The following is a 19,911-nucleotide window of genomic DNA, read 5'->3' as shown; positions in this document are numbered from 1 at the left end:
CCTTCTTCATTTATCCAAAGCTTGCTGACAGTGTGCCGACAGTCATTGTCCATCCATCGACAAGGACAAAAATCATTAATTTAAAAGGCAATGAAATTATCAACGGTGAGAGCATCATCATCCCCATTGCCATCAATACACTGGCTACGACTAAATCAATGATTAAAAAAGGAATAAATAACATAAACCCGATCTGAAATGCCGTTTTTAACTCACTAATAACAAATGCCGGAAGAATGATAGCAAAAGAAATATCTTCCACTTTTTGATCCTTGGGTTCATTAGCAATGTTGAGCATTTGCTCAAGGGCACTTTGATGAGTTTGAGCCAGCATAAAGTTTCTGACGGGTTTTTCGGCGATAGAAAAAGCTTGCACTAGAGTAATATTACCTTGATCGTACGGAACAAAAGCATGCTCATAAATGTCAGTCCAAACGGGGCGCATAATGAGTATCGTTAGGGTCATAGCAATACCAACTAAGACTCGATTAGGTGGGCTCTGTTGTAAGCCTAAGGCCTGACGCAAAATAGCAAGTACAATAATGATCCGTGTAAAGCTTGTTGCCATCAAAATAAAAGCAGGCAGAAAACTGAGCGCGGTCATTAGTAAGAGAATTTGCAGTTTGACACTATACTCTTGCTGAGTTTCACCATCATATACGGTCAGGATATTTAGACCATTATCGGCAGCTAAGCTTGGGAAGGTAAATAACATACAGATGATCAAAATGATCATCTGATGTATAGGCCGCTGCTTAATGTTTAGTATCTGCATGACATTGGCCACCATCAATCTTAATGGCCGACACTATCTAGTGCAGAATCATAAACTTCTATCAACCTTAGGCCATATTTATCATTTACGACAACAACTTCTGCTTGACCCATTAATGACCCATTAACTTTCACATCTAAAGGCTCGCCATTAAGTTTATCTAATTCAATGACTGTCCCTTCTCCTGCTTGCATGAGTTCACCCAAAGAAACTTCTTTGCTGGCGACTTCCAGTGTGACAGTCACGGGTATATGTTTGAAGAACGATATATCTCTTTGAATAATCTTTTCAGGCTTATTTGCAACTACTTCACTGTCTAAGTCATTTAATTGGAAATCATCAAAGTTGAGTTCTTCGGCATCAAAAGTTGCATTTGTGGTTGATTCGTTCATTACTATGATTCCTTATCTGAATTGAGAATTAATACAAGTTGGCCATTTTGATCCGCAACATGGCCGGTAAAAAGTGATTGATGACCTATATGAGCGGATACTGTGCTGAAAAGATCGATGGGAATGATGTCATCTGGTTTTAGGTCTATAACATCGCTTAATGGCATTTGTTTTTTAGTTAATGCTACACTAAGCCGTAATGGGGTGTTTTCTAGTACACGGCAAAAAGGGTTATATAGGTCACTTTTTGCACAAAGGTTTAATTGTTCAAGTAGTGTTTCAATTAAGGCACTATCTAACGCAACCTTAAACAGCCCTTTGTTATGATTAATCCTAATGGAAAGTGTTATCTCTATACCGAGCTCTTGGGCACTTTCATATAAGCCGCTTTGCCACATTTCTTGAGGCGCCAGCCAGTTGAGTATCAATAGTCCGATACGTTCTTGAAGACGCACGTCACTTGACGTGATATGTGAGGATGAACGTTCATTATTATTGTCATAAAAGCAATCGGCTAATCTAAGTAAAGTACTGGATTCAAAGTAAATATTTACTAGACCGCCTGACTGGTGCACAAAGGTAGAAATGTGCTCTTTATTCATTTCATCATAATTTAGTCTTTTAATAGAAACTGAATTTAGCTCCACATCTAAGTTATTCTTTTGAACCCATCGTTGTAGTTCGTTAGTTAAAGTAGAACAAGACTCTGAAATTAATTGCTCTAATTTATCACGAATAATATGAATGGGTTTGCCTAATAACTCTACATCTAGAGTTTTAAACTCACTAATTGGTGGATACACTGCGCCTCTCATCATTATTTTCTGTTCCTTGAACATGTCTTCTTTTTTAACTTAATAGCTGTCACTTTACACTTGATAATTTAATCTATATTAGAGATAAATTAAAAGTTTGTGACTTTAGTTCATATGTTGGTTTTAATTGATAAAATGGTACTTTTAATGAAAATTAAAAAGAGTTAATTTGTTTTTATACAATAAATAATAACATTCTCATTATTATTTATGAGGTTTTATATGAGTATTATTTGTATTATTAATGCAGGGATTACTTAAGTGTAAATCCATAAGTATTTGTTTTTTATGGTTTTTGTTGTGTTTTTGGTAAGTGTTTTTTTGATTTTTATTCTAAGGTTCTAGAAGTGATATATTGTTTAGCCATTTTTAAGCTACCCTTTGGATTATTGAGGATAATAATCTCCATGAGGTTTTATTGTTCGTTTTTATTATTTTTTCTTTTACCCTTTAAGATGAGTTTTTCATTTGAAAATGTTGTACTTCCTATGGATCTCTCTCAATGGGTTTATAAAACCACTAAACTTGAATGTAGTCTTGTTCATTCAGATCCATTATATGGGAAGTTTTATTTCCGTGCGGAAGATAATAAAAAAGTTAATTTAATTTTAAGTCTTAAAAAAACAGAAAATAATTGGCGTGGTGTCGTTTTATCGAGCCAACTTCCACCATGGAAGGAAGAAGGGATAAATATAGATCATTCTCCCATTATTATGGCAACGTCAAAGAATCAATTTGCATTTAATGATGGTGTTGATGACATACTGGCATTTATGAGGAATGGATATTGGCTATCTATATCTCTTTATAATGATGAGGCGTTGTCAAACAGTTTGCGAATCACATTGCCAGTGACTGGAGTCCAAGGTGCATTAGCAGATTTTGAAAAATGTCGAGAACAGTTACCCAAATTGTCACCTTCACAAGCACGAGATGTCAATTTACATTTTTATGCGGGTCAAAAGTTCCTCAGCAATGGGCACAAAGCTAAGTTGCGCGACGTGTATAACTATATGACTAAGGATAAAAGAGTTATCAAGGTTCTCATTGACGGCCACACTGATAATACTGGTGACGATTTAACTAATTTGACGCTTTCACGTAATCGAGCGCAGCAAGTAGCTGATGAATTAGTTTTACGAGGAGTAGAACGAGAAATGATCGAAGTGAGAGCCCATGGTTCTCGTTACCCTACTGCCAGCAATAGTACAAAGCTAGGTCAAGCAAAGAATCGTAGAGTCATATTACGTTTGGTTCGTGACAACGAACAAACGGTTCCAGTCAATAGTTCAAAAGTAAAACCTAGAAATAAAACCATTAATACAATAAAAGAAGGATAAGGCTCGATAATGATGAAAATGGATATCTTGTTGGTTGAGCCAGACGAAAATTTAGCTCAGACAATTCAAGGACGCCTAGTTGAAGCTGGATATAACGTAAGCTACTACCGTTCTGGGAGAAGAGCATTATTGCAGACAGGGACAAATGCTCGCAATCAAAATAGAGTAAGTATTACCTTAGTCAGTTCTCATTTGTCTGATATGGATATACGTGATTTCGTTTCATGTCACCAAAGACAAGATAAATCTGCCACTGTGATTGCAATCGTAGATAAGGAACAAGGCTTACTCGCGGCGGAAACTATGCAAGCTGGTGCGACAGATTATTTGCTTCGCCCTTATGAGATTAAGCAACTATTGACTCTTCTAGAGCGTGTTGAAGCACTGGAAAAACCAATCGAAAATGTTATTGCTTGTTCTTGGCGTAGCAAGCAAGTTTTACAATTGGCACATCGAGCGGCTTGTACCAGCGCAAGTGTATTAATTACTGGTGAATCAGGTACAGGTAAAGAAGTTCTTGCTCGATATGTTCACCAACAATCACCTCGCCACATGGGGCCTTTTATTGCTGTCAATTGTGCTGCAATTCCTGAATCGATGCTTGAAGCCGTTTTATTTGGTCATGTTAAAGGAGCCTTTACTGGAGCTCTGCAATCTCAGAGCGGTAAATTTGAAGAAGCGAATGGAGGCACTATTTTACTGGATGAAATTGGTGAAATGTCACCAGCTGTTCAAGCGAAGTTGTTGCGTGTTTTACAAGAAAAAGAAGTTGAACGAGTTGGCAGCCATAAATCGGTGCAGCTTGATATACGCGTGATTGCTGCAACTAATAAAGATTTAAGAGAAGAAGTGAAAAAAGGTCAATTTCGTGAAGATCTTTATTACCGATTGGATGTTTTACCGCTGCACTGGCCACCACTTCGTGAACGTAATGAAGATATTATTCCTCTAAGTGAGTTCTTTATTTCTAAGTATAAAGAAAGCCGTCATTGCTATTTATCACAGGATGCGATTATGGCACTTAATCATTACCAGTGGCCTGGCAATATTCGTGAGTTAGAAAATGTCATTCAGCGAGCGTTAGTTATGAGGCATGGGGATTACATCACAGCATATGATTTGATGCTACCAGTGGAATTACAAAATACACCAAGTGCACCTGAATATGCGTCAAGCTTTGGCCATGTTGAGGCGAAAAAACAGGCAGAATTCCAATTTGTGCTTGAAAAACTAAGACAGTTTGGAGGAAATCGGACCAAAACAGCCAGTGCGCTAGGTGTTTCGACCAGAGCTTTACGCTACAAACTCGCAGCAATGCGTGAACATGGAATTGATTTACAGTCGGCAGTAGGTTCGGCTGCTTAAAAGGAGAAAATCGATGGCAAGTCAATTAAATCATCTATTGTCAGCAGAGCAAGTAATGCTGAATAAAATGGAAGTAATGCGCTCGCATTTACATACCTCCGAATTTGTTGTGAGCACAAATCCGGTTGATAAAATACATACAGATCGCTCTTCTTCTTTTCCACAGCTATCTTTTTCACAAGCGATGATCAGTGTGATGAATAAAGTAGATAGCCACCAAGTCGAAGCAAGTGAAAAGATGACCGCTGTTGAAACGGGAAAAAGTGATGACTTAGTGGGGGCGATGGTTGCGAGTCAAAAAGCAAACTTATCGTTAACCGCCATGATGCAAGTAAGTAAAAAAGTCATCACGTCACTTGAAGATATAAGAAAAATGCCGGTGTAATTTATGTCAGAACTTTCTACTCAAGTCACTGGAAATTCGGTTCTTCAAGCCAGTGCAACTCAAAAACTTCCTACATCAAATAGTGTGTACGAAGTAACAGATAAAGTAAAACAGTGGTGGTCAAGTAGCCAAAGAAACTTAATACTTTCTGCAGTCTTAGCTGCTGTTATTGCTGCTATTATTGTCGTTGCTCTGTGGAGTTCTTCACAGAGTTATCGGCCCCTTTACAGTCAGCAAGAGCGTTTTGATATCGGAGAAATTATTTCGGTCTTGGAAAGTGAAAACATCAGTTATCGGATGCAAGAACAAAATGGTCAAGTGTTGGTGCCTGAAGGTGAGGTTGCTCGTATTCGGATGTTATTGGCAGCAAAAGGAGTTAAAGCTCAGCTACCAACAGGACTAGAATCTTTAAAAGAAGACAGTGCCCTTGGTACCAGTCAGTTTATGGAAACTGCACGCTATCGACATGGTTTAGAAGGAGAACTTGTTCGAACTATCATGTCATTACATGCTGTCGCTAATGCACGAGTTCACCTTGCTATACCCAAACAAACTTTATTTGTTAGACAAAATGCAGAATCACCATCAGCATCTGTGATGCTTGAACTTACTCCTAGTGAAGATCTTAAATCTGAGCAAGTGGAAGCGATCATCAATTTGGTGGTAGGCAGTGTGACAGGCATGAAACCCGAGTTGGTCTCTGTTGTTGATCAATATGGCCGCTTGCTGAGTGCCGATGTGGCTTCCGCTGAGACAGGAAAAGTTAATGCGAAGTACCTTGATTACCAAAAAACAGTTGAAAAGCAGATCATACAACGTGCGGCGGATATGCTGACACCGATTGTAGGCCCTAGTAACTTTCGTGTTCAAGTTGCTGCTGATATGAATTTCAGTCAGGTTGAAGAAACTCAAGAAATACTTGATAACGAGCCTGTAGTGCGTAATGAACACAGTATTCAAAATAACTCGGTAGATCAAATTGCTTTGGGTGTTCCTGGTTCACTGAGCAATCAACCCCCTGTAACAGGAGAAGAGCCGGTTAAGGGTAAGGATAATCAAAATTCGAGTTCACGTTCTGAGATTAATCGTCAATACGCCGTAGGAAGTAGCGTTCGTCGCACGCAGTACCAGCAAGGAAAGATCGAAAAAATCAGTGTTTCGGTATTACTTAATTCACAGTCTGCACCAGATGGTGTGGCATGGGGAGATGCTGATAAAGCACAGATATCCACTCTGATTACTGATGCCGTTGGTATTTCTGATGAACGTGGCGATCGATTGAGTTTGATGACGTTTCAATTTACGCCTATTGAAATCGGTGTGCCCCCTTCACAGCCATGGTGGCAGAACCCGATGGTACAACAGCCATTACGATATTTGATCGGTGGAGTACTAGGTTTAGCAATGATTATGTTTGTTCTTCGTCCTTTGATCAAACATCTAACTGGAAGTGTAAGCAGTCAAAAGCAGGATACTGAATTGGAATTTGCAGAGCTGCAGAAAGCTCCTGAGCCTGAAATCAAAGATCTGCAAACGCGCCAAGAGCTGGAATATGAAGAAGACCTTAACAGACGTTTGTCTGAAAAAGGTATCAGTAGTTCTACAGGGCTAGATATCAAGAATGACATGCTTCCACCATCAGATTCGCCATTAGAAATCCAATTGAAACATTTGCAGCTCATTGCAAATGAGGAGCCTGAGCGAGTAGCCGAAATTTTAAAACAATGGGTAAACATCAATGAACACAGTACCGTCGATGTCAGCACAAACATTTAGTTATGTAGAAAGAACAGCTTTAGTACTTCTTGGTATGGGCGAAGAGGCTGCCGCGCAAGTGTTGCAACATTTTAGCCGAGCTGAAACACAACGAGTGACTCGTGCGATGGCAAAGCTTAGTGGGATTAAAAGCGATTCTGCTCGAACAGTTATTGAGCACTTCTTTGATGACTTCCGTGAACATAGTGGAATACGCGGAGCTTCTAAAGAGTACTTATCAAATACATTACGTAAAGCGCTAGGTAATGACTTGGCAAAAGGATTACTTAACAGTCTTTATGGTGATGAAATTCGTAATAATATGCAGCGACTGCAATGGGTTGAGCCAGATGTATTAGCGGGTTTCATTAAACATGAACACCCTCAAATGCAAGCGATCTTTTTAGCTTATCTACCTGCAGATAGTGCTTCAACCGTTCTAAAATATTTACCTGAGAGCGATCATGACGAAGTTTTGTATCGAATTGCACAATTACAAGATATTGATCATCAAGTTGCGATAGATCTGCACGAGTTAGTTGAGCGCTGTATAGATAAAGTCTCATCTATACAAAGTACGCCTTTATCAGGTGTAAAACAAGCCGCCGATATCATCAATCGTTTCGAAGGTGATCGAGCTTCGCTAATGGAAATGCTAAAGCTACACGATGAAAAAATGGTCCATGAAATTGAAGAAAATATGTTTGATTTTATGGTATTAGGTCGTCAGCGAGAAGAGACTATGGACTCTTTGATTCAACAGATTCCACTAGCATTGTGGACTGTTGCTTTGAAAGGTGCCGATGAAGAATTACAAAAAGCGATTAAGCAATCGATGCCTCAGCGCATGGTAAAAGCATTGGAGGATGACATGTCCTTGCGGGGAGCCATTGCTTTAAGCCATGTGCAAAAGGCTCGTCAAGATATTATGCAAATGGTTCGTGAACTGGATGAATCTGGAGAAATTCAGCTCATGTTATATGAAGAACCCACAGTGGAATAAGTAATGACGAAAAAAAGAATTCCTAACATATTACGTTTATCGCCGGGCTCTTATCGACAGCATCGATTTCCTCCTTTAGCGGAATCAATTATGAGCGATGATTTGTTTTTGGAAGAGCAATCTTGGCAAGAAGATAAACAAGGCGATATTCAGCAGCAACTTGATGCAGGTTTTCAGCAAGGCCTGCAACAAGGGCATGATGAAGGTTTGCGTCAGGGCCTTGAGCAAGGGAAACAACTTGGCATATTAGATGGCCAAAAAGAAGGCTTTCAGAAAGGGTTTATTTCAGGAGAAAAATCGGGAAAACAAAACTTTATTGAAGCCGCTAAGCCAGTACATGAACTATTTCAACAATTATCTCGTTGGCAAACAGAGAAAGAACAGCAGCAACGACATATGATTTGTGAGTTGGTGCAGAAAGTTGCTCAACAGGTTGTGCGTGCAGAATTGACACTGATGCCGCAGCAAATTCTGGCCTTGGTGGATGAAACATTAGCAGCAATGCCAGGTAAACCTGAAACGGTGACAGTGCAGTTGAATCCACATGACTTGGAACGTATTGGTCAAATTAACGCAGACTTACCAGAGGCTTGGAGACTTGTTGGAGATGAAAAGCTGCCTAACGGAGGATGTTTATTGATTACGGAAGATGCAGAAGCAGATGCAAGTTGTGATTCTAGGTTGGAAGCTTGTATGGACAATGTCCGACAACACTTATTGGATGAATCCTTACCTCAGTTGAGTAAAGATAATGAATGAGTCTAGCTGCGTAGATATTTTAAGTTCGCGGTTTAATGGAGCGTTAGCATCACTCGAAGCCATTCCTGTGGCTCGAGTGACAGGTCGTCTTATCAAAGTAAATGGGCTAATACTGCAGGCTGTTGGGTGCCAGTTCAAGCTAGAACAGCGTTGCCTTGTTGAAACAGCAGATGGCACGATGGTGGAGGCCCAAGTGGTTGGATTTGAACATGCTGTTGCTTATTTAATGCCAATTAGACGTTTGGGTGAGTTATTTGCTGGAGCGAAAGTGATTCCCATTGATAGGGACAGTTCTGTATCACTGAGTTCAAGTTGGTTAGGGCGAGTCGTGAATGGTTTAGGTGAGCCGATCGATGATGGAGAGCTTCTTAAAGAAGGAGATCGGGTCTCTTTGCAGCCGAACCCAATTAATCCTTTGAAACGGCGCCATGTTGATACACCACTTGATGTCGGGGTAAGAGCTATTAATGGTTTACTTACTATAGGCAAAGGTCAGAGAATCGGCCTTATGGCGGGCAGTGGGGTTGGTAAAAGCGTATTGCTTGGCATGATAACTCAAAATACTGAAGTAGAAGTTATTGTTGTCGGACTTATAGGAGAAAGAGGCCGCGAGGTTCGTGAATTTATCGAACGTAATTTGACTTCGGAGACAAGGAAGAAAGCCATTATTATTGCAGCTCCAGCCGATGAATCTCCATTGATGAGGATGCGTGCAACTTTACTTTGTCACCGTATAGCAGAGTACTTTCGTGATCAAGGAAAAGACGTATTATTGCTCATGGACTCCTTAACACGTTATGCGATGGCACTGCGCGAAGTTGCTTTAGCATTAGGGGAGCCACCAGCAACACGCGGCTACCCGCCTTCGGTATTTGGATCATTAACGCAGCTGCTTGAACGAGCCGGAAACAGTGAGCACCAAAAAGGAAGTTTAACCGCTATTTATACTGTTTTAGCAGAAGGGGATGATCAGCAAGATCCTGTTGTTGAGTCTGCGCGCGCAATTTTGGATGGGCATATTGTTCTTTCTCGTTCTTTGGCTGAGCAAAATCATTATCCAGCGATTGACATTAATGCATCGATAAGTCGTTGCATGAATGGATGTATTGACCTGCCGCATAACCAAGCTGCCAATAATTTCCGTCAATATTACGCAAGTTACTTACAAGTGAAAGAGCTCTTGCCTCTTGGAGGCTATCAAGCAGGGCAGGACTTAGAGTTAGATAAATCCATCTCACTTTATCCAATTATGAACGCTTATTTAAAACAAAACTCTAATGAGGTTGTGAATTATACACTAAGCCGCAGTGAGCTAGTGCAGATGTTTGCAGAAAATAATGGACAAATGTAGGAATAAAATATGGAGGCAAAATTAAAAGCGGTAACTCAATTGTGGAAAATTGAGGAAATACAATGTGAAAAAATACAACGAGAGCTACAATCTGTTTATCATCGTTATACTGTTCTAACTACTCAACTTAAACAGCTTTCTGAATTAAGACAGACAGTAGGTCAGAATGTTAATAAAGAGAACCAGCTTTGTAGTTCTATTTTAATTAATGCTAATCAAGCGGGGATGATGTTACAAACTAATTTTGACCATTATGAGCAGGAAAAAGATATATTGAATGCTGAATATCGAGCGATAAAAAATAGACTGTTATATACAAAAGTACGAGCCAAAGGCTTAGAAAAATTGGTTCATCAATGGAGAACCATACAAAAGACAGCAAAGATTAAAAGAGAGCTATTCCAAGTTGAAGATATCATCAATGCTCGTCTAAAGTCTAAAGTCTAAAGTCTAAAGTCTAAAGTCTAAAGTCTAAAGTCTAAAGTCTAAAGTCTAAAGTCTAATATATTATCTATAATACCATAAGTATATAAATAGTAATTATGGAGAAATAAATAGATAAATTAAGATAAGAACGAGATCTCTATAACAAATTATTATTATTGTTTATTGATGGCTTGAATACTGTAGGTGTTATTATATTATCTTTGGTTCTATACCTGAGTAGCTTACATTTGCTTGGGTATAAAAATTAATATCAATCTATTATCTCAATATTCTTGTATTAATGTTTAAAGTAAAGTGAATAAATAATGAATTTAATATTATCTCGTTGTATAATGACTTGCTGTCTTTTATTATCTTTTATTTGTCACGGTGAATCTACAGATGTTTATTGTGCAACAATAGACGGCAGTAGCTGGGACTGGTTATATGATGAAAGTGGAGACTATGCCAAAATTGAGGGTGAGTGGGGGTTCCATCTTTTACAAAACCAGGAAGGATTTGGCTATTTAACGGTTAATATTGACGATTATATGAGAGTGCAAGAAAAATGTGAGCTTAAAGGTATGGTGGCACATCCCGGAAATAATCGTTTTAGCTCATGGTTTGTGTTTCAGGTCAAGACGTCAAGTGGGCAATTAGTATTTACCCAGGGCTCATACTCAATCTTTGTGCCAAAAGATTACCACCTTTAATGATAGCGTTTGAGTAGGATGAACATGAAGGTAATCGCTTGTTAGTTGAGCAGCCTTTACCTTTAATAATTGCGTCTTCTGTAATAAGTTAGTATTCCACCAACCAAGAGCCAGAAAAAATGAATAGTCCCACCGCTGGCTGATTCAGTATTACTTTCAGGTGAAGAGTCACTAGTTTCTTCAGGTTGAAAGCCATTATCCCCTTTGCTGTAGTAATTTTCTTTTTCGGCAAGATTCTGATCATATATAGTTTTCTCTCCGGAGCTTGAATGAGCTTCAATCCAAGCTGTGTAGTGCAATACTTCAGTAAAGACACTAGGAACTCGTGGGGATTCACAAATTGATGACCCGTAACTAGTAATACCAATTTGCTGATATTGACCATTATTGTCTTGGTAGGTCAAAGGTCCTCCTGAATCACCACTACAGATACCAGTATATGGTCGGTTATCAACTCCGGTAACGCACAAAGACTCCTCTGAATTAAAACCTGTGATCATGCTAATACATTCTACATCAGTTAACGGTTTAACTTCTGCCCAGAGCAATCTTGTAGGCTCAATACTATTAGATGTTGAAGTTTGACCTAAACCAAATATTTGAAAAATCGATTGGTTGCTATAGTCACCAAAATCTTGCGGTAAAGTGATGGATTGGACATTATCAGTAATAGGATAGCTTAGTTCTATGATAGCAATATCGTTTACCCATAGATTGTTTTCATCGTAATCAGGATGTATCTTAAATGAACGTACATCTTTGAATTCTTCAAGATAAACATCATCCATTGTTGGATTTTTCACAAGAACGCGTAAGTCATCTATAGTCCAGCCATCAGTAAATACGTCACCTTCGAGACAATGAGCTGCAGTCAATATGTAACGATCATTGATGATTGAACCACCACACAGATTATTGAATTGGGATTCTCCTGTACGATGCAAAATAATCCTTGCAAAAAAAGGAGGCTGGTCCAGAGGTGCAGGTCTACCACCAACAATGTATGCCGTTAGCTCAGACGAATTGCTGTGCTCTGAGCTCACAGTAATAGGGCTCAATAGTAGCGGCAAGCTTACTAAGAAGGAACATAACCTCATTACACCATCCTTGATTGTGTGATCATGAATTAATTCTAGACTACATTACATTATTGTGTTTTTTGGCAATATACTTAAGCACATTAAGGTGTATAAAGGAGATGTTTTCTCCCTCTTGACTCTAAATTTTTCATTTTTCCTTGATTTCTGTTGAGGTTAATTACAATTGGTTACTTAAAAATCAATTCCTTAAAGAATTGATACGTTAATATACTAAGACATCTGAAAGTCATTTGAGCACTGGTATATGCTTTCAGCATTTCAATAATTTAAGCTAGTATGCTGAGGTCATTTACTCATCTTTGTAAAAGGGAATGGTATGTTACGTTTTCTACTTATTGGGTCACTTATGGTATTCAATACTTCTGCTGAAGTGCAAGAGACCATTGATTTAAAAATTAATATGAAGAAGATGAAATTAGAGTTTTATCATGCAGTTCAAGCTTCAGAGATTGGACCTATGATGCTTGCCATCGATCATATGCAAAGCATCGTTGAGCAGTCCAAAAAAGGAAAATTTTCGCCTGAAAAATCTGATATCTACAATGAAGGTTTTAACAAGCTATCTCTGGTGCTAAAGAGGATAAAAAATGACTTAGAAAATGGTGACTTCACCAAAGCAAAAGAAGGCTTATATTCTATTGAAAGCCTTCGTCAGGAATATCATGATAAACGAAGTCCCAGTATTTGGAGTAAGATCTTTGGCTGACATTAATATTGATTTGTCTAATATAAGCTTAATCTTGATAAATAATTACTTTCAAATTTTACCTTAGTCACTTAATGATAAGAATAATATTTTAATTATTCAATAAAATAGTATTTTAATTGTGATAAAAATAATTAATGGCAATGAAAAGTATGAGTTTGAGCTGAAAAATAATAACTTTGATAAGTTCATGCTTGTTAATTTTCTGTAAATAAAATACGATCGTGATGTTGTTTTAAAAAGTGTGTTTGAGGTGTCAGATGCTAAAAAGAATCATAATGGGTTGCTTAGTTCTGATTATCACAAAATCAGCTCTGAGCGCAAATATATTCATAAGAAATGGATTATCAGAAGCTAATCATCAAACTGAGAATATGGATGTTTTCTATGCGATAAATAGCGGTGCTTGGATACCAGTTAATAAGCTTGATATGTCTAATTCTAACTCTTTATCCGATCTTATCGATTATAAAGAAGATGACCGTATAAAATTTAAAATTGTAACAGCTGACAAAAGATTTATAACAGAAAGCTTATTAATGCCTAATTTTAATATCGATCAACCTCATATGGTGGAAATTAAAGGGACGACATTACCTGAAGAAATACACATTCGCTTTGATAGTGTTTTTGGAAGGGGCTTATATAAACGACCTTTCAAAACAGACTCTGGGAGGCAATATCAAGCTGCGATATGTGGTGGTACTGCAGTAATAATCGCATGTGCAATTGGTAATTATGGTGAATTGGTGATGCAATTCGCAGGATTAACTACTACGCCAGTATTCGCAGGTTCTTCTTATATTGATGAAACTTTTTTCGATCAGTTAGAAAAAGGTGAGAAGGTGGAGCTACTCGACAACAGAGGGCAGTATTTTAGTGGTATTTTCTATCATGAAGTTAAAATATGGGATCGATCCAAAGGCGAAATTTTTGATCTGAAAGCAGGTGGGATTGGGATGGGGTTTGGTGAAGCCGTCTCGATTAAATTCACACGTTGGTAAACACTACTTAAGAGAACCGAAATGAAAAGACTATTTTTATCGTTAAACCTATTATTTTTTTCCTTCTTCTTATTGCCCGCTGCACAAGCCACTGAAGAACCAGAATTATCTTCATTGCATAAAAAAGTCTTAGGTGCTTGGAGTTTAGTCCAGATAAATGGTCAGACACCAGAACATCAGTCTACTCTGCAGATAACTCGAGATAATATATTCGGAAATACAGGCTGTAATAATTTCTTTGCTACTATTGGGTGGTTGGATCAAGGCTTTTGGGAAATTACACCTCTTCTGACGACAAGAAAAGGTTGTATTGGTACGCAGTTCCAGCAAGAAAAAGATATCTTGGGTGTCTTGCTTACAGAAGCAATGATTAGATTTGATGAAATTTCGAAACAGCTAATCATCGAGTACGACTCAAAAGTACTAACTTATCAAAAAGAATCTTAGTATCCTAAAAACTAGTAAAAATGTGTTTTTATAAGGCTCTTCACTGTAATAGTTAAAGAGCCTCAATACCTTCGCCCTTACAATTACATTTTACATTGTAAATCTTACTATCCCTCGTCGTGTTAAGTACCCAATTGTGTGTTTAATATCATCTCTATATGTCACCTATTTGACCCACTTTTGACGCTTCTCAGTCTTGATATTCAAGCTCATTCTTTAGTGATCATCTTAAGGTGGTGGATATACAGCGATTACTATTTTTTATTGTATCGACAAATTAATATCAGTAAAGCTGAATAATGATTTAGGTATAGTAGAAGTAAAGTTATATAGGAAAGAAGATATGAATTTGGTTGTGCATTTAAAAAAGCAATCGGTAAAAAAACATGGCTACGAGTGGGCGACTCGGCAAGCCTGGAAATGTGGTATAAAAGCGAACCTTATCAAACGAGTAATTGGGGTATTTAAAGGACAGATCGTATGTATTGTGGAAGGTTGTCGCGCAGAATTATCGACATTTCTGAATAACCCATTACATAATGATGAGAAACAAGGTCGTTACGTGTTTATCGGCGGTGTTCAATGGGAGCCGAATAGCATTATTGCACCAGGTTTTCCTGATTTTATGTTTATGCATTTGCGTAATTTGACTTGTCGGCATAAGTATATGACTGACGATGAGCTATTTTTGAATTTAGCATGAGTGAACAAGTCATAAACCAATCTGGGGTGAGTATTCCCAGATTGGCAATGCTTATATTAACAGTTACACAAGCTACAATAATTCGAAGTTATTGTTCAGATAATTTATTAAAATTATAAAATGAGGCGAGATCACCTGTCACTTTTTCCCCATTACTATCGAGTTTGATTAAACGATCCTCTACAACAAGGTATTGATTTGGAACGGATTCCTCACTTAAGGTGATCATATTTCCAAGTTTATCCCAAGTGAATTTCCCGTGGGAGTTAAAATGGCCATTATTTTGATCTTTGAAATCTTGAGTTAATATATAGTAACCATTTTTATCAATTGTTAATGTAATGTCGATACCAGAGCAGTCTGCACAAGGTAGCATTCCATTGTATGTACCTTCCCAGTTTAAGGCATGTCGAGCACTATTAGCGGGATCTGAAAAAGTATCGGTAGTGATAACTTGTAAATGATCCACTGGAGTTGCACTTTGGGTTTGCTTTATACCTGTGTTATGAACTTGATACGAGAGCGCCTCTTTGTTTTTTTCATTTTGGCAGCCAGCAAGTGTAAGCAGAGCAAAGGCTAATACTAAATATTGGTTTTTCATTCTATTCCTTGATTGTGTAAAACGTATATACCAAATAATCTTGTTACAAACTTTATTTTTAAGTGGGGAGCTTATATAGAATGCGGTGTTATTATACCCAATTACCCTAAAGCCACTTAGGTATATAACACTAACGTGATTAAGCTCAAACTCCGGTCATGAGAATGAAATTGATTGCTATGAAACTGTGATTATTGACGACTTATGTTAAGCCTAAGTATTGATATGTATTTAATTAAGCATTGAGCACTTGAAATATTAATCACAGAAATGGATTGACCATGAAAGGAGCTTAAAGGCTCTTTCATGGTTCCACGTTTATAGTTTGAAACGGTTGATTTCCTGTTCTAATTCAAATGATAAATTAGACAATTTTGAGGCTTGTTCTGATGCTTGTTGTGACTCAGAAGATAATTTATACGACACTTCGCTGATACTTTCTGTGTTGTGGGTTATTTCTTGAGTCACGACCGCTTGTTCTTCTGCAGCAGAGGCGATTTGTGTCGCCATATCGTTAATTTTTTCAATTGTTGTGTGAATTGTCGTTAAACTTAAAGCCGCCTCATTAGCATCACTTACACTCGAATTAGCGAGCTTCTGACTCTCATTCATAATCGAAACCGCTTTCTCTGTGGTATTTTGAAGTAGCTCAATAGTATGTTGTATCTCTGTTGTTGAAGCATGGGTACGCTTACTTAACACTCTAACCTCATCAGCAACTACAGCAAAACCTCTACCCTGTTCGCCAGCTCGTGCTGCCTCTATTGCGGCATTTAGTGCCAATAAATTGGTTTGCTCCGCAATATCTTGAATCGTTGACAGTATGGTATTAATACTCTGGCTATGAAGCTCAAGCTCTTGGATGATATCTGTGGCAACTTGAACTTCTTGTGCAAGGTTATTGATAGAGTTTTGAGTTGCGATCACCTGAGTAGAGCTTGCAGAACAAACTTGAACAGCATCTTCAGACTTACCAGCACTTTTTTCTGCGTTATTTGCTATTTCTTGTGTAGCAACCGCCATTTCGTTAATAGCTGTTGCTACCATGTTGACTTCATCTTGTTGGCTATTAATTTGTTGAGTATTAGTAATAGATTGTTTAGCCATTGTGTGTGCTTGTTCAGAAAGAGAACTTGAGACACTACCTAATTTAGTAATCATGTTATGCATATTGCCAATAAAGAGGTTGAAGTTTTTTGCTAGCCTGCCAACTTCATCGTTGCTGCGAGGTGTTAAACGCAAGGTTAAGTCACCGTTACCGCTTGCTATCTCTTCCAGAGCTTTGGATACACGATTAAGATCTTTTAATAGGTTTTTTACCAAAAATGAAAGCATCACAATCGCTACAATGACGATGATCAATGCAATAAAAAATAACTGTTGCAATAAGGCCATATGGCTTGCTTCTTCAGTTGCACGATCCATTTCAATCGCAAACATCCAATTGGTTCCTTCAATTTGACGGAAAGAATAGAGTTTCTCGTGGCCATGCTTTGACGTTATTTCGATGCTATTTCTTCTTTCTGCTTTTTTGATGAAGTCAGAAGTAAATTTAGGAGAAAGTTCGGTAGTTGGTTTAAGTATCAAATTTCTATTACTATGGGCTAAGATTGTTCCATTGCCCATATCAATCAACATAGCATTAGCGTTTTCTCCAACATTAAATTCAGTAATATCTGAAATAAGTTTTTCAATTGAGACATCTGCCGCAATTACACCGACAAGGTTACCTTCTTGTTTGATTGGTCTTGTTATTGTTATCAATAGCTTATTTGTAATCGCATCTTGATATGCCGAGGTGATTGTTGGTTTATTATGTAGCTTGGTTTCGGTATACCAAGGTCTTGTTCGAGGATCGATCTTTAACATTCCGTTATCAAGTGCACTTAATAGCTTTCCATCGCTGCTGCCTAGATATAAATCCGAAAAGCCACCGGCGTTCTTGCCTTGAATAAGTGAATTAAGACGCTCTCCTTGAGGTTTATCAATATCAACGGAAGAAATGATATCTTTGCGAATTGAAATCCAGTTTTTAATCGACTCTGTTGCGATATTGCTCGAACTTTGAGCTCGTGTATAGATGCTGCTACGAGTTTCTTCAAAGAGCTTACTGGCAGAAAAATAAGTTAAAGCACCCCCCATTAAAGTAATCGCTATAAAAGAAGTCAGTGAAATTTTGGCGGTCAGAGATAAATTGTGTAAATATGTTTTCATGCATTACTCAAAAGAAATAATATTATGTTTTTATAAAATGCAAAATAGGAAAGGGTAATATTGCTCGCAACTTATAGCATAAATCAAATTTTGCTAAATATGCTTTTTTTTGGAAACTTATGTTGATAACATTTCTTTCATTTATCAGTTCAAAAACTGATACATAATTTTTATCTGTTTTTGATATTCTCATATTGGAATTTGATATAAAAATTTGATGTAATTGTTATTTGATTTCTATCAGAATGTGCATCTTGGATGTGGGTGTTGTTTAATTAAGGAAGTGAAAAATGGAACTCAGTATTGGAGAAGTTGCTCAGCGCTCTGGTGTTAAAGTATCTGCTTTGCATTTTTATGAAAAAAAAGGCCTTGTTTTTAGTTGGCGAAGCCAAGGTAATCAACGTCAATATCACCGCAGTGTACTACGACGAGTTGCTATTATAAAAGCTGCCCAGCAAGTGGGATTGTCTTTGGAAGAGATCCATAAAGCGTTTGAATCCCTGCCCAAACATCAAGCTCCAAATAAATTACAATGGGAAGCACTGTCAAAAAAGTGGTTTGATCAATTGGATAAAAAGATACACCAGATGCAAAAATTACAAATGGAGCTTGGTGAATGTATTGGGTGTGGTTGCTTATCCTTAGAAAAGTGCCGTTTAAGAAATCCAGATGATATTGAAGGTAAACAATATATTGGATCTAAACTTATCGTGACGTCGTTTTGAATCAAGCACTTTGAATCAAACATTTTGAAATCATTGGTGTATATTGATTGCCCGAGTAATTGAGCTATAACATCGATTTTTCGTATAACTTTTAAATACCGAACTCAAGTGACGTAAACCTTACTTGAGCATAAGCATTATGGTAATCAATGAGGATTTACATGCTAAAAAAAACAAGATTGCGTTGGATACTACCATTAATTTTAGCGGGAGGTTCGTACTTCACTTATACTGCTATCGCACAATCTTCGCCAGATAATGAAGCGACTAAAGAATTAAGAGAAGAGCCCACCGTCCAAATATCTTCTCTATTTCCCACTGATCACAATGTTGTGATCAGTGGGTATGGTGAAATAGAGCCTTTTGAGCAAACTCAGCTAGCAGCTCAAGTGAGTGGAGAAGTCACAAGTTGGCATCCAAATTTTGTGCAAGGTGGCTTCGTCAAACGTGGTGAAGTGCTAATGACGATAGCCAAAGACAATTATGAAGCCGCGTTATTACAAGCAGAAGCGGAATTAGCTAATGCACGTGCAATGTTAATTGAAGAGCAAGCTAAAGCTGAAGTTGCAAAAAGACAAGCCAAATCATTAAATTCTAAACAAGTTACGGAACTTTACCTACGTAAACCACAATTATTAAGCTCTCAGGCAAAAGTGAAATCTGCTCAAGCCGCAATTAAACGTGCTCAGAGGGATTTGGATAATTGTAATATTGTTGCGCCTTATGATGCGCTAGTGGTGAAACGTGAAATCGGCGTTGGTCAATTTGTTTCGGCAGGCTCACAAGTCGCGGTGTTAAACAATGTTGAACTGGCAGAAGTGCATATTCCAATTGCTGGATTTGATCGTGTTTTCTTGCCAGATTCTTTTGTTGATCTTTCGGCTGTAGTAACCCAGCTAGATATGACGAAAACTCAGCGAGAAGGAAAAGTAATTCGCGATTTAGGGATAATCGATAGTGCAACACGGATGAGTAATGTTGTGATTCAAATTAATGACCCGTATGGTTTAAACAACCACCAACCTCCTATTAAGTTTGGCTCCTTTGTCGAAGTGAACTTTATCGGTAAAAAGCTTAAGCATATTTACCGTCTCCCACAAGAATTAGTCAGAAATCGCACTGTTTGGGTTGTTAATGAAAATAATCAGCTTGAAGAAAGGGTGGTTAATGTTTTGCGTGAAGAAGGGGAGTTTTTGGTTATTGGTAAAGGTTTGAATGATTCAGATAAGGTTGTTTTGACAATACCAGAATACCCACGTCAAGGTATGACAGTAAAAGTTGTGCAAAGTAATGATGACTCCACAAGTCTTGTGCAGTAATTAGGAGCAAAAT

The 19,911-nt window shown here is 37.9% G+C and carries 21 protein-coding genes; 15 read left to right on the top strand and 6 right to left on the bottom strand.

Going from position 1 to position 19,911, the window contains the following annotated elements:
* Positions 1–10 precede the first annotated feature (10 nt).
* From fliP to VSA01S_RS06485, 3 genes are read right to left on the bottom strand one after another with little or no spacing between them, the layout of a single operon-like run.
* Positions 11–736: a flagellar type III secretion system pore protein FliP gene (gene fliP, locus VSA01S_RS06495; protein WP_371860768.1), complete on the bottom strand. Its 726-nt coding sequence runs from the start codon at positions 734–736 to the stop codon at positions 11–13.
* A 59-nt stretch (positions 737–795) separates the two neighbouring features.
* Positions 796–1,167: a flagellar motor switch protein FliN gene (gene fliN / locus VSA01S_RS06490; RefSeq protein WP_039982482.1), complete on the bottom strand. Its 372-nt coding sequence runs from the start codon at positions 1,165–1,167 to the stop codon at positions 796–798.
* A gap of 2 nt (positions 1,168–1,169) precedes the next feature.
* Positions 1,170–2,006 (bottom strand): FliM/FliN family flagellar motor switch protein, encoded by an 837-nt coding sequence (locus VSA01S_RS06485; RefSeq protein WP_227739649.1) that lies wholly within the window; start codon positions 2,004–2,006, stop codon positions 1,170–1,172.
* Positions 2,007–2,470: 464 nt separating this feature from the next.
* On the opposite strand from VSA01S_RS06485, the gene VSA01S_RS06480 reads away from it, so the two are divergent.
* The 9 genes from VSA01S_RS06480 to VSA01S_RS06440 all read left to right on the top strand — a co-directional run bounded on the left by VSA01S_RS06480 (position 2,471) and on the right by VSA01S_RS06440 (position 11,079).
* A complete protein-coding gene (locus tag VSA01S_RS06480; RefSeq protein ID WP_039982507.1) occupies positions 2,471–3,322 on the top strand; it encodes an OmpA family protein in 852 nt (283 codons plus the stop codon).
* A 9-nt stretch (positions 3,323–3,331) separates the two neighbouring features.
* The gene (locus VSA01S_RS06475) at positions 3,332–4,687 is read left to right on the top strand and encodes a sigma-54-dependent transcriptional regulator (RefSeq protein WP_039982480.1); all 1,356 of its coding nucleotides are present in this window, start codon (positions 3,332–3,334) and stop codon (positions 4,685–4,687) included.
* Between the two features lie 13 nt (positions 4,688–4,700).
* Positions 4,701–5,072, top strand: coding sequence for a flagellar hook-basal body complex protein FliE (gene fliE / locus VSA01S_RS06470; protein ID WP_039982479.1), 372 nt, complete (start codon positions 4,701–4,703; stop codon positions 5,070–5,072).
* A 3-nt stretch (positions 5,073–5,075) separates the two neighbouring features.
* Complete coding sequence (gene fliF, locus VSA01S_RS06465) at positions 5,076–6,848, top strand: flagellar basal-body MS-ring/collar protein FliF (protein WP_039982478.1); 1,773 nt, start codon at positions 5,076–5,078, stop codon at positions 6,846–6,848.
* On the top strand, positions 6,811–7,830 hold the full coding sequence (locus VSA01S_RS06460) for a flagellar motor switch protein FliG (protein ID WP_039982477.1): 1,020 nt from the start codon (positions 6,811–6,813) through the stop codon (positions 7,828–7,830). Before fliF ends, VSA01S_RS06460 begins: the two co-directional genes overlap by 38 nt.
* Before the next feature lie 3 nt (positions 7,831–7,833).
* Entirely contained in the window at positions 7,834–8,589 is a 756-nt protein-coding gene (fliH, locus tag VSA01S_RS06455; RefSeq protein WP_039982476.1) for a flagellar assembly protein FliH, read from the top strand.
* Positions 8,582–9,940 carry a FliI/YscN family ATPase gene (locus VSA01S_RS06450; RefSeq protein ID WP_039982475.1) on the top strand — a complete coding sequence of 453 codons (1,359 nt, stop codon included), beginning with the start codon at positions 8,582–8,584 and terminating at the stop codon, positions 9,938–9,940. Before fliH ends, VSA01S_RS06450 begins: the two co-directional genes overlap by 8 nt.
* 9 nt (positions 9,941–9,949) lie before the next feature.
* Complete coding sequence (locus VSA01S_RS06445) at positions 9,950–10,387, top strand: flagellar export protein FliJ (protein WP_039982473.1); 438 nt, start codon at positions 9,950–9,952, stop codon at positions 10,385–10,387.
* 305 nt (positions 10,388–10,692) lie between these two features.
* Positions 10,693–11,079, top strand: a complete 387-nt coding sequence (locus VSA01S_RS06440; RefSeq protein ID WP_050567432.1) for a hypothetical protein — start codon at positions 10,693–10,695, stop codon at positions 11,077–11,079.
* A gap of 62 nt (positions 11,080–11,141) precedes the next feature.
* Here VSA01S_RS06440 and VSA01S_RS06435 read toward each other — a convergent pair whose 3' ends face one another.
* Positions 11,142–12,176, bottom strand: coding sequence for a S1 family peptidase (locus VSA01S_RS06435; RefSeq protein WP_039982879.1), 1,035 nt, complete (start codon positions 12,174–12,176; stop codon positions 11,142–11,144).
* 319 nt (positions 12,177–12,495) lie between these two features.
* Here VSA01S_RS06435 and VSA01S_RS06430 point away from each other — a divergent pair, with 319 nt between their 5' ends.
* The 4 genes from VSA01S_RS06430 to VSA01S_RS06415 all read left to right on the top strand — a co-directional run bounded on the left by VSA01S_RS06430 (position 12,496) and on the right by VSA01S_RS06415 (position 15,039).
* Positions 12,496–12,885, top strand: a complete 390-nt coding sequence (locus VSA01S_RS06430; protein ID WP_039982880.1) for a cytochrome b562 — start codon at positions 12,496–12,498, stop codon at positions 12,883–12,885.
* Between the two features lie 260 nt (positions 12,886–13,145).
* Positions 13,146–13,889, top strand: coding sequence for a hypothetical protein (locus VSA01S_RS06425; RefSeq protein WP_227739656.1), 744 nt, complete (start codon positions 13,146–13,148; stop codon positions 13,887–13,889).
* A 21-nt stretch (positions 13,890–13,910) separates the two neighbouring features.
* Positions 13,911–14,336 (top strand): META domain-containing protein, encoded by a 426-nt coding sequence (locus VSA01S_RS06420; protein WP_050567433.1) that lies wholly within the window; start codon positions 13,911–13,913, stop codon positions 14,334–14,336.
* Between the two features lie 343 nt (positions 14,337–14,679).
* The gene (locus VSA01S_RS06415; protein WP_039982882.1) at positions 14,680–15,039 is read left to right on the top strand and encodes a hypothetical protein; all 360 of its coding nucleotides are present in this window, start codon (positions 14,680–14,682) and stop codon (positions 15,037–15,039) included.
* 88 nt (positions 15,040–15,127) lie between these two features.
* On the opposite strand, the gene VSA01S_RS06410 is transcribed toward VSA01S_RS06415, so the two are convergent.
* Both VSA01S_RS06410 and VSA01S_RS06405 read right to left on the bottom strand, forming a co-directional pair.
* Positions 15,128–15,640: a copper resistance protein NlpE gene (locus VSA01S_RS06410; protein WP_039982883.1), complete on the bottom strand. Its 513-nt coding sequence runs from the start codon at positions 15,638–15,640 to the stop codon at positions 15,128–15,130.
* Positions 15,641–15,958: 318 nt separating this feature from the next.
* Positions 15,959–17,854, bottom strand: a complete 1,896-nt coding sequence (locus VSA01S_RS06405) for a methyl-accepting chemotaxis protein (RefSeq protein ID WP_039982891.1) — start codon at positions 17,852–17,854, stop codon at positions 15,959–15,961.
* Between the two features lie 290 nt (positions 17,855–18,144).
* Between VSA01S_RS06405 and soxR the strand changes: the two genes are divergently transcribed.
* On the top strand, positions 18,145–18,579 hold the full coding sequence (gene soxR / locus VSA01S_RS06400) for a redox-sensitive transcriptional activator SoxR (protein ID WP_039982892.1): 435 nt from the start codon (positions 18,145–18,147) through the stop codon (positions 18,577–18,579).
* Between the two features lie 161 nt (positions 18,580–18,740).
* On the top strand, positions 18,741–19,898 hold the full coding sequence (locus tag VSA01S_RS06395; RefSeq protein WP_039982894.1) for an efflux RND transporter periplasmic adaptor subunit: 1,158 nt from the start codon (positions 18,741–18,743) through the stop codon (positions 19,896–19,898).
* Positions 19,899–19,911 lie beyond the last annotated feature (13 nt).

This window comes from Vibrio sagamiensis NBRC 104589 (assembly GCF_007990935.1).
In the GTDB taxonomy this organism is placed as follows: Bacteria; Pseudomonadota; Gammaproteobacteria; order Enterobacterales; family Vibrionaceae; genus Vibrio; species Vibrio sagamiensis.
Note: the sequence above shows the minus strand (reverse complement) of the source record. Positions and strands in the feature narration are given on the sequence as shown.

Excerpts from the sequence above, each read along its gene's own strand:
- VSA01S_RS06425 (WP_227739656.1), top strand. The coding sequence starts at position 13,146 with ATGCTAAAAAGAATCATAATGGGTTGCTTAGTTCTGATTATCACAAAA.
- soxR (WP_039982892.1), top strand. The coding sequence starts at position 18,145 with ATGGAACTCAGTATTGGAGAAGTTGCTCAGCGCTCTGGTGTTAAAGTA.
- fliE (WP_039982479.1), top strand. The coding sequence starts at position 4,701 with ATGGCAAGTCAATTAAATCATCTATTGTCAGCAGAGCAAGTAATGCTG.
- fliH (WP_039982476.1), top strand. The coding sequence starts at position 7,834 with ATGACGAAAAAAAGAATTCCTAACATATTACGTTTATCGCCGGGCTCT.
- VSA01S_RS06435 (WP_039982879.1), bottom strand. The coding sequence starts at position 12,176 with ATGAGGTTATGTTCCTTCTTAGTAAGCTTGCCGCTACTATTGAGCCCT.
- VSA01S_RS06475 (WP_039982480.1), top strand. The coding sequence starts at position 3,332 with ATGATGAAAATGGATATCTTGTTGGTTGAGCCAGACGAAAATTTAGCT.
- fliN (WP_039982482.1), bottom strand. The coding sequence starts at position 1,167 with ATGAACGAATCAACCACAAATGCAACTTTTGATGCCGAAGAACTCAAC.
- VSA01S_RS06395 (WP_039982894.1), top strand. The coding sequence starts at position 18,741 with ATGCTAAAAAAAACAAGATTGCGTTGGATACTACCATTAATTTTAGCG.
- VSA01S_RS06445 (WP_039982473.1), top strand. The coding sequence starts at position 9,950 with ATGGAGGCAAAATTAAAAGCGGTAACTCAATTGTGGAAAATTGAGGAA.
- VSA01S_RS06480 (WP_039982507.1), top strand. The coding sequence starts at position 2,471 with ATGGATCTCTCTCAATGGGTTTATAAAACCACTAAACTTGAATGTAGT.
- VSA01S_RS06450 (WP_039982475.1), top strand. The coding sequence starts at position 8,582 with ATGAATGAGTCTAGCTGCGTAGATATTTTAAGTTCGCGGTTTAATGGA.
- VSA01S_RS06485 (WP_227739649.1), bottom strand. The coding sequence starts at position 2,006 with ATGTTCAAGGAACAGAAAATAATGATGAGAGGCGCAGTGTATCCACCA.
- VSA01S_RS06440 (WP_050567432.1), top strand. The coding sequence starts at position 10,693 with ATGAATTTAATATTATCTCGTTGTATAATGACTTGCTGTCTTTTATTA.
- VSA01S_RS06405 (WP_039982891.1), bottom strand. The coding sequence starts at position 17,854 with ATGAAAACATATTTACACAATTTATCTCTGACCGCCAAAATTTCACTG.
- VSA01S_RS06410 (WP_039982883.1), bottom strand. The coding sequence starts at position 15,640 with ATGAAAAACCAATATTTAGTATTAGCCTTTGCTCTGCTTACACTTGCT.
- fliP (WP_371860768.1), bottom strand. The coding sequence starts at position 736 with ATGATCATTTTGATCATCTGTATGTTATTTACCTTCCCAAGCTTAGCT.
- VSA01S_RS06430 (WP_039982880.1), top strand. The coding sequence starts at position 12,496 with ATGTTACGTTTTCTACTTATTGGGTCACTTATGGTATTCAATACTTCT.
- fliF (WP_039982478.1), top strand. The coding sequence starts at position 5,076 with ATGTCAGAACTTTCTACTCAAGTCACTGGAAATTCGGTTCTTCAAGCC.
- VSA01S_RS06415 (WP_039982882.1), top strand. The coding sequence starts at position 14,680 with ATGAATTTGGTTGTGCATTTAAAAAAGCAATCGGTAAAAAAACATGGC.
- VSA01S_RS06420 (WP_050567433.1), top strand. The coding sequence starts at position 13,911 with ATGAAAAGACTATTTTTATCGTTAAACCTATTATTTTTTTCCTTCTTC.
- VSA01S_RS06460 (WP_039982477.1), top strand. The coding sequence starts at position 6,811 with ATGAACACAGTACCGTCGATGTCAGCACAAACATTTAGTTATGTAGAA.